This is a genomic window from Tautonia plasticadhaerens, from assembly GCF_007752535.1.
GTDB lineage: Bacteria > Planctomycetota > Planctomycetia > Isosphaerales > Isosphaeraceae > Tautonia > Tautonia plasticadhaerens.
Genome location: NZ_CP036426.1, coordinates 3,831,545 through 3,843,912, shown reverse-complemented (window position 1 = coordinate 3,843,912; position 12,368 = coordinate 3,831,545). Strand labels below are relative to the sequence as shown.

Below are 12,368 nucleotides of genomic sequence, written 5' to 3'. Positions count from 1 at the left end.
ACCGCCGGGACGCGATCCCATCGCCCCGGCGGCCCCGTCCCCTCGTCGGGGCGGCCCGACGGCCCTCCCCGCCCTGCCATCCTACCGGATGTTCAACACGCCGCCACCCGGGACCACGCCGGATCAGCCGATCGGCGAGGCGGGGCGGGGCGAGGTCCCCGGCCTCAGGCGGGCGCCGGGAGCGTCACCAGCCCGGGCCCCGGGGCGGGCAGCTCCAGCGGGTTCACGAATTCGAGCGGCAGGCCGAGTTCGGCCGCCCGTCGCACGGCCCTCCCGTGCGCGTCGGCGAACGCCGGGGCGTTGCGGGGGCCGATCAGGTACGGCTCGATGCCCGGGGCGAGCGGGATCGTCAGGTTCATCTGCAGCGCGTCGACCCCGAGCCCGGCGGCGACCTCGACCATCCGCACCACCTCGCCGAGGTTCAGCTCGTTGATGTTGTGCCCGATCGCGAGGGCCTGGCCCGGCCCCCGCTCCCGGGCGTACCGGCGGACGTTCTCGATCACGACCTCGTAGGCGTCGAGCCGGCGGATCGCCCGGTAGGTCGCCGGAGTCGCCGCGTCGATCGAGACCAGCAGTCGGGACCTCGGGCAGCGGCCCAGCCATCGCCGTCGGGTCTCCCGGGAGAGCGTCGTCCCGTTGGAGATCGTCGCGACCCGGACGCGGTCGGCGTGGGCCTCGTAGCCGAGCCCGTCGAGCACGTCGAAGATGCGGGCCTTCCAGAAGGCCTCGGCCACCCCGTGGATCTCCAGCTCCTCCAGGTGCGGCATCAGCCGGGCCAGCCGGCCGACGATCAGGTCGGTGTGGTCCCCGGCCGGGGGGTCGAACCCGGGATGGGCCCGGGGGCACATGATGCAGGCGGTCTCGGGGGTCGGCGACTCCCCCCCGATGTTGCAGTGCCGATCGGGCAGGGCGATGCTCAGGGCCGTCGGCCAGCCGAGGGGCCCGACGACCCGGTCGGGGCCCTCCCCGGCTCGGAGGCGGGGCAGCACCGGGCAGCCCAGGGATTCCCGGCAAATCGGGTGGAGCGCCGGCGTCAGGGACGCCCGCCTCACGGCCCCGGCGAGGGGGCCGAACCAGATCGCCTCGAAGTCCGACTCGAGGAGATTCCCCAGCGGGGAACGCTGGCAGCAACAGTTCAGGACCGACCCGTCCGGCCGGACGTAGGCCCCCACGAACGGCAGGATGCAGAACGCCCGGCTCCCGGGCGGCGAGGCCCCCTCGTCGATGGCCACGGTCCCCCCCCGAAGTCCCCGGAGTGGCACGCACCCCGCCCCCGGGCCCGAGGACCCCGGCGGGCGGTCCCCGCCCGTCGCCGGGCCGGCCACGGCCCGAGACCCCGGGCCGGTCCGGGCCAGGGTTTCCCGGATCTCGGGCGCCCGGTCAAGGGCAATCCGCCGCTCGGGTCGAGACGCGTTGACCCTCCCCGCCATCGGGACGAAGATAACCCTGCGACGCCCGTCGCGCGGGGTGCCTCGCGCCCCAGCCCCCCGACCGACCGACGAGCCGACCCCACGCCACCGACATGCCCCCCATCGTCCCCGACGCCCCCCGAGACGCCCCCGGCCCCCGCTACTCCCCCGACCGGCCCGGGGCCGCCCGGGTGGCGTCGAACGACCGGATCACCCCGGAAGGCGTGACGGAACTGCGGCACGTCACCCTCGACGTCTCGGGCCTGGACTACCCCTACCGGGAGGGCCAGAGCCTCGGCATCCTCATCCCCGGGGTCGAGGACCGCGGCCACGCCAGCACGATGCGGTTCTACTCGATCGCCTCGGGGCGGGAGGGCGAGGGGGGCGTCCCGGGCCGGCTGGCCTTCTGCGTCAAGCGGGCGGCCTCCCCGGATCCGACCACGGGCGAGATCCGGCCGAGCCCGGCCTCGGACTTCCTCTGCGGCCTCCGGCCCGGCGACGAGGTCGCCCTCACCGGGCCCTTCGGCTCGTCGTTCCTGATGCCCGACGACCCCCGGTCGAACCTGATCCTGGTCGGCACCGGCACCGGCGTCTCCCCCTTCCGGGGCTTCCTGCAGCACGCCTTCTGCGGGCGGGACGACTGGACCGGCCAGGTCCGCCTGTTCGCCGGCTGCCGGTCGGCCGCCGAGTGCCCCTACCGGGGCGAATTCGAGTCCTACCGCGATCGCCCGAATTACCGATCGTCCTTCGCCCTGAGCCGGGAGCAGGAATCCCCCGAGGGGCACCGGCTCTACGTCCACCACCGGATGGAGGAGCAGATCGAGGACCTCTGGACGCTGCTCGACCTCGACCGGACGAAGCTCTACCTCTGCGGCATCCGGGGCATGGAGGACCACGTCGAGCGGGTCCTCCGCCGCCGGGCCGAGCGGGACGGCATCTCCTGGCCCGACTTCCGCCGCGTCCTGCTGGACTCGGGGCGGCTGCTGATCGAGACGTACTGAGCGGCCGGGCCGTCGGGACCGCCGCGATCGGGGCGATCGGGGCGATCGGGGGGCGGACCCTCCTATCGGGATCGGCATCGGCCTGTCATGATGATGTCTGGTCGCGTCTCACGAGGGGACGGCGGCCCGATCCGATCCGGGCCTCAGGGCGGGGCGAAGGGGAGGCCGGTCGAGGCGATCGACCGGGCCTCCGGTCGTTCGATCGTCCACCCCCGTCCGGGACTCGTGCCATGTTCCCGATCCTCGACGCCGAGCCCCTCGCCCCCGAGATCATGAAATTCGTGGTCGAGGCCCCCCGGGTCGCCCGGAAACGCCAGCCCGGCCAGTTCGTCATCGTCCGGCTCCACGACCGGGGCGAGCGGATCCCCCTGACCATCGCCGACGCCGACCCCGGCCGGGGGACGATCACGCTCATCGTCCAGGGGATCGGCAAGACGACGAAGCTGATGAACCTGCTCCGACCGGGCGACGCGGTGCTCGACCTCGTCGGCCCGCTCGGCCGGCCCTCCGACGTCCGGGATTACGGCACCGTCGTCGTCATCGGCGGCGGCGTCGGCACCGCCATCGCCTGGCCGACGGCCCGGGCGCTCAAGGAGGCCGGCAACCGCGTCCTCGCCATCCTCGGCGCCCGGACCAGCGACCTCGTCATCCTGGAACCCGAGATGCGGGCGATCGCCGACGAGCTGGAGGTCGTCACCGACGACGGCTCCCTCGGCCGCAAGGGCGTGGTGGTCGACCCCCTCTGCGAGTGGATCCTGCGACGCCGCCGGATCGACCTCGTCCTGGCCATCGGCCCCGTCCGGATGATGCAGGCCGTCGCCGAGCTGACCCGCCCGGCCGGGATCAGGACGATCGTCAGCCTCAACGCCCTGATGGTCGACGGCACCGGCATGTGCGGCGGCTGCCGGGTCGCCACGACCGGGGGGACCCGGTTCGCCTGCGTCGACGGCCCCGAGTTCGACGCCCACACCATCGACTTCGACACCCTCGCCCGCCGCAACCGAACCTACGCCTCCAGCGAGGCCGCCGCGCTCGACGCCTTCCGCGCCGACCCCGCCTCGGCCCTCGACCGCGTCCGCAGCTCGTGCCGGCTGGAAGACGCCCCGGCCCCGGAGGAGGCCCCGACCCGATGAACGCCAACCCCCTCCCCCCCGGGCGGCGGACCAGGATCCCCCGCCAGGGGATGCCCGAGCAGGACGCCGAGGCCCGCCGCCGCAACTTCGACGAGGTGAACCGCGGGCTCACCGTGCTCGGCGCCTCGACCGAGGCCATGCGATGCCTCGAATGCGCCAGGCCCGCCTGCGTCTCCGGCTGCCCCATCGGCGTGAAGATCCGGGACTTCATCGCCCTGGTCACCGCCGGGGACTACCTCGGCGCCGCCGCCAGGATCCGGGAGGACAACGTCCTGCCCGCGATCACCGGCCGGGTCTGCCCGCAGGAGGCCCAGTGCGAGGGCTGCTGCATCCTCGGCAAGAAGTTCGAGCCGGTGGGGATCGGTCACCTGGAGCGCTTCGTCGCCGATTACGAACGCGAGCACGGCACCCTCGGACTCCCCGAGATCGCCCCCCCCACCGGCCGGAAAGTCGCCATCATCGGCAGCGGCCCGGCGGGCCTGAGCGCCTCCGGCGACCTCGTCCGGTGGGGCCACGCGGTCACGGTCTTCGAGGCCCTGCACGAGGTCGGCGGCGTGCTCGCCTACGGCATCCCCGAGTTCCGATTGCCGAAGGAGATCGTCCGCCACGAGGTCGACGCCCTCCGACGCATGGGGGTCGACTTCCAGACCAACGTCGTCGTCGGCAAGACGATGACCATCGACGAACTCATGAATGAAGAAGGCTACGACGCCGTCCTGATCGCCACCATCCTCGCCATGGCCGCCGGCCGCAAGGCGTCCCGGTCGATCGGCGCGTACCTGGAATCCGGCGCCTGGGACACGGCCGACGCTCCGGTATGATGAAGGTCTGGAGGTACATGTCATGCCGATCGAGCTGACCGAGCAGCAGCAGCAGCGCGCCCTGGGCTCGCCCGGCGAGCACTTGCGCCAGGTCGTCGATCCCCGGGCCGGGGCGACCTACATCTTGATCCCGGAATCCGAATACGAGGCGGTCCGCGAGGCGATCGAGGATCGGCGGGTGCAGCGGGCAATCCGGGCCACGGCCCTCCGCAACGCCGCCGGCCGGATGGACGAGGGGCCGTGATCCGGCCGGGTGAGGTCCACATCACCGACTTCGAGCAGGCGGGGTCGCACCCGGTCATCGTCGTCTCCCGAGAACCGTTGAACCGGGGACGATATGCCCTGGTCATTGTCTGCACGTCGGCTCGGTTCGCCTTCCGTCGGACCTTGCCGAACTGCGTTCCATTCCAGGCCGGCCGGTTCGGATTCTCGGCGGATTGAGTGGCCCAGTGCGAAAACCTGCCCTCGATCGACACGGACCAACTCGACCTGACCACCGGACCGATCGGCGTCCTGGATGAGGTCACCCTGCGCGACATCATCAAGGCGATCGGTCATGTGCTCGAATCAGATTGCGAGCCGGAATAGCGAAGTGTCCGGAGAACGACGGAGATAGGTCCGATCCGGCCCGATCGCTTCCGACACGCCGTCCGTCCTGGTAAGGTAGCGGCCGAAGCTGGGACGACCGCAAGGCACTTGCAACGCGAGGCGGCACGATGGCCCTGGAGATCGCACCGGGCAAGACCAAAATCGGCTGGATCGGCACGGGGGTGATGGGGAGCTCGATGTGCGGGCACCTGATCGACGCCGGATATTCGGCGACGGTCTACAACCGCTCGAAGGAGAAGTGCGCCCCGCTGGTCGCCAGGGGGGCGAAGGAGGCCGCCGGGCCGAAAGAGGTCGCGGCGAACTCCGACGTGATCTTCACGATCGTCGGCTACCCCAAGGACGTCCGCGAGGTGATCCTCGGCGAGGACGGCGTGCTGGCCGGGGCGAAGTCGGGGAGCGTCGTCGTCGACATGACCACCAGCGAGCCGAAGCTCGCCGAGGAGATCGCCGCCGCCGCCAAGTCCAAGGGCGTGCACTCGATCGACGCCCCCGTCTCGGGCGGAGACGTGGGCGCCAAGGAGGCCCGGCTCTCCATCATGATCGGCGGCGAGGCGGAGGCCGTCGACGCCGTCCGCCCGCTGTTCGAGAAGATGGGCAAGACCATCGTGCACCAAGGCCCCGCCGGCGCCGGGCAGCACACGAAGATGGTCAATCAGATCCTCATCTCCACGAACATGATCGGCGTCTGCGAGGCCCTGCTCTACGGCCACAAGGCCGGGCTCGACCTGGGGACGGTGCTGAAGAGCGTCGGCTCCGGCGCCGCCGGGTCGTGGAGCCTGAACAACCTCGGCCCCCGGATCATCAAGGGGGACTTCGACCCCGGCTTCTACGTCGAGCACTTCATCAAGGACATGGGGATCGCCCTGGCCGAGTCCCGCCGCCTCGGCCTCTCCATGCCCGGCCTCGCCCTGGCCGAGCAGCTCTACCAGGCCGTCGCCGCCCAGGGCGGCTCCCGGAACGGCACCCAGGCGCTGATGCTCGCCCTGGCCAAGCTCTCCAACGTCGACTGGGACGCCCGGGGCTGAGCACTCGCCTCCCCCCTTCGAGGCCGGCCACCCCCGTCGTCACGCGGGGGATCGGCCGGCCCGCCATCGGCCGGCGATCGACCGGCCCGCCGCCACCGGCAGGCATCCCAGGGCGAGCGCCAGGCAGCCGATCGGCAGCCAGTCCCCGGCCCTCGCGTAGAAACTGGTGCGGGGGTCCAGCGGCACGTCGACGGTGAGCACCCCCTCCGCCGCGTTCGGCAGCGCCCCCCGCTCCGGGGGCGGCAGCTCCTCCCGGACGACGCCGTTGCCGTCGACCAGCGCCGAGGTCCCCGTATTCACCGCCCTCGCCACCGGCACCCGAAGCTCGACCGCCCGCAGGACGCTGTTCGCCAGGTGGAGCTGGTGGGCCGCCGTGCCCCGGAACCAGCCGTCGTTGGAGAGGTTCAGCAGCACGTCCGGCCCCTCGGCGCCGGTCCCCCCGGCCAGGAGTCGGGCGACCTGCGGCACGCTGTCCTCGAAGCAGATCGCCGCCGAGAAGTCCCAGCCCCCGGTCGACAGCGTCGAGGGGCCGCTCCCCGGGTCGAGGTTCGGCATGTGGTCGGCCTCGAAGGGGGTCAGGGCCAGCACCATCGGGACCGTCTCCACCAGCGGCACGTACTCGCCGAAGGGGACGAGGTGCCGCTTGTGGTACGACTGCGTCGCCTCGCGGCCGGGCTCCAGCAGCAGCGCCGTGTTGTGCCGGGAGGGGCCCTCGGGGCGGAACAGGTACGAGTTGATCCCGACGATCATCGGCACCCCGGCCTGATCGGCCCAGGAGTGCAGCAGGGCCCGGACGTCACCGCCGAACTCGGCCAGGCGCTCGGGATCCGCGTCGGGGAAGAGGGCCTCGACCTGCCGGGCGAACTCGGCATCCGAGAGGCCCGGGGAGCGGTCGAACCAGCCGTAGGGGAACATCGTCTCCGGCCAGACGACCACGTCGGGCCGGTCGGCCAGGGCCCGATCGACCAGCCTCCGGAAGGTGTCCAGCACCTCCCTCGAATCCGGCCCGCCGCCGAAGACCTGGGGGATGTCCGACTGGATCAACGCCAGCCTCGGGCCCTCCTCGAACCGCGCACCCGACAGCCGGACGGCCCCGTAGGCCAGGCTCGACGCCACCGCCACCGCCACCACCGCCGACCGCACCACCAGCCCCCGGGTCGGCCTCCTCCCGCCCTTCGGGGCCTCCGCCGTCCGGGGCCGCTCGATCAGCTCCACGAGCCAGGCGTTGGCCAGCATCACCAGCACGCCGAGCCCCCAGGCCCCCGTCAGGTCGGCCACCTGGATCATCGGCAGGAGCCGATAGGTGCTGTGCCCCAGGAAGAACCACTGGAAGCCGTTGAGCGGGTACAGCCCCCGGACGTACTCCACGCCGATCCAGGCCGCCGGCGCCGCCAGCAGCATCGGCAGGCCGAGCCTCCGGACCATCACCCGGATCAATCCCAGGCTCGCCGGCCACCAGAGCGACAGCACCAGGGCCAGCGCCAGCCACCCCGGCCAGGCCGAGGCGTCCGAGGCCCGCACCCACTCCACGGCGATCAGCCAGAACGCCAGCCCCCCCAGCCACGCCCCCAGGTACACCGACCCGGCCGATCTCCCGCCCCGGACCAGCATCAGGAACGGCACCAGGGCCGCCCAGGCCAGCCACCAGGCCCCGACCGGCTCATAAGCCATCGCCAGCAAGAGCCCCGAGGCCACCCCCAGCACCGCCGGGTGCGGCCCCCTCCGGGATCGGACCCCGTCGGCCTCGGCAGTGGCCGAGACCCCGGCGGCGGCGTTCGGGTCGGTGGCGATCGACTGCGACATGGGCACCGCGCCCCGGGCGATCCCGGGCGCCTCCGTTTCGTTCGATCCTCGGTCCGACCCCGGGACGGGCCGGTTGGTCATCTCGACCGGGGGCGATCGCCCCCCAACCCGATCCCGGTCTCGGGCCCCGGGACGGGATATCAGACCGCATTTCCCCCCATTTGGGGATACGAATCGGCCGCCGATCGGGTCGGGCGAAAATCCCCAAATGAATACGGAGCGGCCCCCGACCCCGGCCTCCGACCGCCTCCCGATGGGCCGCCCTCCTCCATCCGCCTTCCCCTCGCTCGCCCTCCATCTGCCCTCCGTCATCCGCCGACCGCCTCCTCCCGACTCCGGTCCCTCATCCTCCAACTCCTGTCCCCGCGCCGACATCGGCCATTATTCCCCCTCCTCCCCGTCCGCCTCCTCCCCCCCGAGCTGCTCCTCCCGACGGGCCCGCGCCCGGAACCCGGGCGGCTCGTCCAGGTACGCGAGCCGGGATTCGAGGAAGCCGGCGACCCAGGACTCGACCCGGTCGACGCCCACGCGGAACATCCGGGCGACCGTCTCGACCGAGTGGCCCCCGTCCAGCGCCAGCAGCGCCCGGGACCGATATCCCTGCTTCTTGCTCCGGGGGCGTCGGGACATGCCTTGCAGTCGTTCGCGTTCCCGCTCGGTCAATCGGATCGGCGTCGGGGTCATCGTCGGGCCTCCGTCGGGGGCCGTCGTCTCGGGGCCGGGACGGCCGGGGGGAATCCCGGTCATGCGAGCGAGTCCGGTGCCATCGCCCCCGACCCCGTCGGTCCCGAACCGCTGGATCGCGAGGCGATCACGCCCTACAGTGATCGACGGACGAGGAGGACGCCCCGACCGGGCCCCTCCCCCGGTTCGCCGACGCCCCGCCCCAGGAGCCTCCCCCATGCCCCGATCCTCCCCGGACCCGACTCGGCTCGTCGTGCTGACCGGGGCCACCCGGGGGCTCGGCCGCGCCATGCTCGGGAAGTTCGCCGCCCTGGGCCACACCGTGGCCGGGTGCGGCCGGTCGGCCGAGGGGGTCGCCGCGCTGGAGGCGACCTTCGGCGCCCCCCACCGCCTCGCCGTGGTCGACGTGGGCGACCGGGCCTCGGTCGACTCCTGGGCCCTCGACGTGCTCGACCGCCTCGGCCCGCCCGACCTGCTCATCAACAACGCGGCCCTGATCAACCGCAACGCCCCGCTCTGGGAGGTCCCCGCCGACGAGTTCGACCGGGTAGTCGACGTGAACCTCAAGGGCGTCGCCAACGTCCTCCGCGCCTTCCTCCCGGCGATGGTCGCCCATCGCCGGGGCGTGATCGTCAACTTCAGCTCCTACTGGGGCCGCTCCTCCTCGGCCGAGGTCGCCCCCTACTGCGCGACCAAGTTCGCCGTCGAGGGGCTCACGCAGGCCCTCGCCCAGGAGCTGCCCGGCGGCATGGCCGCCGTGCCGTTCAACCCCGGCGTCATCGACACCGACATGCTCCGCTCCACCTTCGGCGGCTCCGCCTCGAACTACAGTTCGCCCGACGACTGGGCCGAAGCCGCCGTCCCCTTCCTGCTCACGCTCGGGCCGGGGCAGAACGGCCGGCCCGTCACTGCACCGGGGCAGTGACCCGCCGGCGGCCGGGGCCTCGATCGGGATCGAGCCGGACGCTCGAAAATTCGGGCCGTTTAGGAGACTGGGACAATCTGGGCGACCGAGGCAACCTGGTTGGTGAAGAGCTGCGTGGCAAGGCGGACCACCAGGGAACTGGCGTGCGCCGGCTTCTGCAAGCAATCCCGCTCCGGCAGCCCGAGCAGGAGGGACAGCTCGGCCGGGGTCGACGAGCCGAGGGCGACCACCGCCCGGGGCCTGTGGGACTCGTCCCCGGCCAGCCAGGAGAGCACCCCGTCGCCGCCGCCCCAGCGGAGGTCCATGTCGATGACCAGGGCGTCGTGCCGGTCCTCTCGCAGGAGATCCAGGCATCGCAGCCCGTCGTCGGCCGTCTCGACCTCGAAGCCGATGGCCCGGAAGTAGGCGGCGTACAACCCTCGGAGGACCGAATCCGACTCCGCGACGAGCAGTTGGGCGGGCATGGGTGACGCTCCGTTCGGGAGGACGGCGACGCCCCGCGACATCGCGGCGCGTCGGGGAGGCTCTCGGTCGCCCCGTCGTCGATGACGGCCTGGAGCCGGGCATCGACCCTAGGACATCGCGGGAGGCGCCGCAATCGCGACAATTGCCGATCCGCCCGTGGCGGATTTCGCCACGGAACCCGAGGGTGCCTGGATGCGGCCCCCGGGCGGGGGTAGGATGGGCCCGGGCGACCCCCGGTCGGGGGCCGCCCCGGCAGGGGCCGAGTCCGAGTTCGACCGGGCCACCCGCCGCCGAAGCGAGGCCTCGTCATGAGACCCAGCGGCCAGGACCGGACCCCCGTCCCCGTCCCCGGGGAGCCGCCCGCCCGGGCCCTGCTCGACGCGCTGCCGGCCCGGGCCTGCGTCGTCGATCCCGAGGGCCTGATCGTCGCCGTCAACGCCGAGTGGGACCGGGCCCTCGCCGAGAACGACGGCGTCCGATGGCTCAGCGGGCCGGGCGTCAGTTACCTCGACGTCTGCCGACGGGCCGCCGACCGCGGCTCCCCGGGGGCCGCCCCGGCCCTGGCCGGCCTGCTCGACGTGCTGGCCGGGCGCCGGGACTCCTACTCCCAGGAATACACCTGCCGCGGGCCCGGCGGCCGCGCCCGGTGGTTCCTCATGCTGGCCACCCCGCTGCGGTGCGAGTCCGGGGGGGCCCTGGTCTCCCACGTCGACATCACCGACCGCAAGCTCGGCGAGCTGGCCCTCCGGGAGAGCGAGGACCGCCTCCGGGCCGTCGTCGACACCGCCGCCGACGCCATCATCACCATCGACGGCCGGGGACGGATCGACACCTTCAACGCCGCCGCCGAGCGCATGTTCGGCTTCGACCGGGCGGAGGTCGTCGGCCGGGACGTCGCCCTGATCATCCCCCTCCCCGATCGGGAAGCCCACATCGGCCACCCCGACGCCGACCCCGACGCCCCCGACGCCGACCCCGACGCCCCCGGCCGGCTCGTCGGCGCCGTCCGCCAGCTCGCCGGCCGGCGCAAGGACGGCTCGACCTTCCCCGTCGAGCTGTCCGTCGGCCGGGTCGCCTCGCTCGACCTGTTCACCGGCATCATCCGGGACGTCTCCGAACGCCGGGCCATGCAGGAGCAGCTGCTGTCGATCGCCGAGCAGGAGCAGCGCCGGATCGGCCAGGACCTGCACGACGACGTCGGCCAGGAGCTCACCGGCCTGGCCCTGATGATCGAGTCGCTCGCCGAGGCCCTGGAGGAGGACTCCTCCCCCGAGCGCGTGCTGGCCGGTCGGGTCCGGGCCGGCCTCCGCCGGGTGCAGCGTCGGCTCCGGGACCTCTGCCGGGGCTTGCTTCCCGTGGAGGTCGACGCCGAGGGCCTGATGGCGGCGCTGGAGGACCTGTGCTCGAACTTCTCGGCCGGCCAGGCCATCTCCTGCCGCTTCGAGTGCCACTCCCCGGTGGCGATCGAGGACAACCGCACCGCCACCCACCTGTACCGGATCGCCCAGGAGGCCGTCTCCAACGCCGCCCGGCACGGCCGACCCCGGTCGATCGTCGTCCGGCTGGAGGGGTCCGACGAGGCCATCGCGCTGACGGTCCGGGACGACGGCGTCGGCATCCCGGGGCACGCCGAGGGGGGGCCGGGGACGGGCCTCCGGCTGATGCGACACCGGGCCGGCCTCATCGGCGCCGGCCTGCGGATCGGCCCCGACGAGGGGGGCGGCACCCGGATCGACTGCATCCTCGACCGGAAGGACGACCATGCCGAGCGACACCTCCCCGGCCGGCTCCCCTGACCCCCCGGCCCGCGTCCTGATCGTCGACGACCACCCGGCCGTCCGGGAGGGCCTGGGCTTCCGCATCGCCCGGTGCCCGGATCTGGTCGTCTGCGGCGAGGCGGCCGACGTCGCCGAGGCGCTCGACCAGGCCGAACGCGCCCGGCCCGACGTGAGCGTCATCGACATCGCCCTGGGGACCGGCAGCGGCATCGACCTGATCCGCCGCCTCCGCGCCCGGGACCCCTCCTCCCGGACGCTCGTCTGGTCGATGTATCCCGAGTCCCTCTACGCCGAGCGGGCCCTGCGGGCCGGGGCGATGGGCTACATCACCAAGCAGGAGGCCACCGGGCGGATCATCGAGGCGATCCGGCGCGTCCACCGCGGCGAGATCTTCCTCAGCGACGCCGCCGCCGGCCGCCTGATCCGCCGCGTCGTCGGCCGGGGCGTCGAGGTCCCCGCCTCCCCCACCCTCGAGGAATCCCTCTCCGACCGGGAGCTGGAGGTCCTCCGCCAGATCGGCGCCGGGCACACCACCGCCGAGACCGCCCGGTGCCTCCACCTGAGCGTCCACACCGTCGACACCTACCGCCAGCGGATCAAGGCCAAGCTCGCCCTCCGCAACGCCTCCGAACTCGCCCGGGTCGCCACCCAGTGGGTCCTCGAACACGGCTGAGCCCGGGGACGGCCTCCCACCGAAGCTGGCCCCCTCCGATCC

14 protein-coding genes are annotated in these 12,368 nt (G+C 73.1%); 10 read left to right on the top strand and 4 right to left on the bottom strand.

Going from position 1 to position 12,368, the window contains the following annotated elements; all coding sequences use genetic code 11:
* Nucleotides 1–164 precede the first annotated feature (164 nt).
* Complete coding sequence (locus ElP_RS15295) at nt 165–1,232, bottom strand: SPASM domain-containing protein (RefSeq protein WP_197447006.1); 1,068 nt, start codon at nt 1,230–1,232, stop codon at nt 165–167.
* 290 nt (nt 1,233–1,522) lie between these two features.
* Between ElP_RS15295 and ElP_RS15290 the strand changes: the two genes are divergently transcribed.
* The 7 genes from ElP_RS15290 to ElP_RS15265 all read left to right on the top strand — a co-directional run bounded on the left by ElP_RS15290 (nt 1,523) and on the right by ElP_RS15265 (nt 5,998).
* Complete coding sequence (locus ElP_RS15290) at nt 1,523–2,410, top strand: ferredoxin reductase domain-containing protein (RefSeq protein ID WP_145270693.1); 888 nt, start codon at nt 1,523–1,525, stop codon at nt 2,408–2,410.
* A 230-nt stretch (nt 2,411–2,640) separates the two neighbouring features.
* A complete protein-coding gene (locus ElP_RS15285; protein ID WP_145270691.1) occupies nt 2,641–3,543 on the top strand; it encodes a sulfide/dihydroorotate dehydrogenase-like FAD/NAD-binding protein in 903 nt (300 codons plus the stop codon).
* Nucleotides 3,540–4,364, top strand: coding sequence for an FAD-dependent oxidoreductase (locus ElP_RS15280; RefSeq protein WP_145270689.1), 825 nt, complete (start codon nt 3,540–3,542; stop codon nt 4,362–4,364). The genes ElP_RS15285 and ElP_RS15280 overlap by 4 nt, the downstream gene beginning before the upstream one ends.
* 22 nt (nt 4,365–4,386) lie before the next feature.
* Nucleotides 4,387–4,608, top strand: coding sequence for a hypothetical protein (locus ElP_RS15275; RefSeq protein ID WP_145270687.1), 222 nt, complete (start codon nt 4,387–4,389; stop codon nt 4,606–4,608).
* Nucleotides 4,605–4,805, top strand: coding sequence for a type II toxin-antitoxin system PemK/MazF family toxin (locus ElP_RS15270; protein ID WP_145270685.1), 201 nt, complete (start codon nt 4,605–4,607; stop codon nt 4,803–4,805). The genes ElP_RS15275 and ElP_RS15270 overlap by 4 nt, the downstream gene beginning before the upstream one ends.
* Entirely contained in the window at nt 4,806–4,952 is a 147-nt protein-coding gene (locus ElP_RS38130; RefSeq protein ID WP_197447005.1) for a hypothetical protein, read from the top strand.
* 128 nt (nt 4,953–5,080) lie between these two features.
* Nucleotides 5,081–5,998 carry an NAD(P)-dependent oxidoreductase gene (locus tag ElP_RS15265; RefSeq protein WP_145270683.1) on the top strand — a complete coding sequence of 306 codons (918 nt, stop codon included), beginning with the start codon at nt 5,081–5,083 and terminating at the stop codon, nt 5,996–5,998.
* 39 nt (nt 5,999–6,037) lie between these two features.
* On the opposite strand, the gene lnt is transcribed toward ElP_RS15265, so the two are convergent.
* Both lnt and ElP_RS15255 read right to left on the bottom strand, forming a co-directional pair.
* Entirely contained in the window at nt 6,038–7,801 is a 1,764-nt protein-coding gene (gene lnt / locus ElP_RS15260) for an apolipoprotein N-acyltransferase (protein ID WP_145270681.1), read from the bottom strand.
* Nucleotides 7,802–8,182: 381 nt separating this feature from the next.
* Nucleotides 8,183–8,485, bottom strand: coding sequence for a COG3415 family protein (locus ElP_RS15255; protein ID WP_145270679.1), 303 nt, complete (start codon nt 8,483–8,485; stop codon nt 8,183–8,185).
* 217 nt (nt 8,486–8,702) lie between these two features.
* Here ElP_RS15255 and ElP_RS15250 point away from each other — a divergent pair, with 217 nt between their 5' ends.
* Nucleotides 8,703–9,410, top strand: a complete 708-nt coding sequence (locus tag ElP_RS15250) for an SDR family oxidoreductase (protein ID WP_145270677.1) — start codon at nt 8,703–8,705, stop codon at nt 9,408–9,410.
* Between the two features lie 59 nt (nt 9,411–9,469).
* Here the strand turns inward: ElP_RS15250 and ElP_RS15245 are convergent, their stop codons facing one another.
* Nucleotides 9,470–9,874 (bottom strand): response regulator, encoded by a 405-nt coding sequence (locus ElP_RS15245; RefSeq protein ID WP_197447004.1) that lies wholly within the window; start codon nt 9,872–9,874, stop codon nt 9,470–9,472.
* Nucleotides 9,875–10,183: 309 nt separating this feature from the next.
* Between ElP_RS15245 and ElP_RS15240 the strand changes: the two genes are divergently transcribed.
* The gene (locus ElP_RS15240; protein WP_145270673.1) at nt 10,184–11,671 is read left to right on the top strand and encodes a PAS domain-containing sensor histidine kinase; all 1,488 of its coding nucleotides are present in this window, start codon (nt 10,184–10,186) and stop codon (nt 11,669–11,671) included.
* A complete protein-coding gene (locus tag ElP_RS15235; protein WP_145270671.1) occupies nt 11,637–12,326 on the top strand; it encodes a response regulator transcription factor in 690 nt (229 codons plus the stop codon). Before ElP_RS15240 ends, ElP_RS15235 begins: the two co-directional genes overlap by 35 nt.
* The last annotated feature ends 42 nt before the right edge of the window (nt 12,327–12,368 follow it).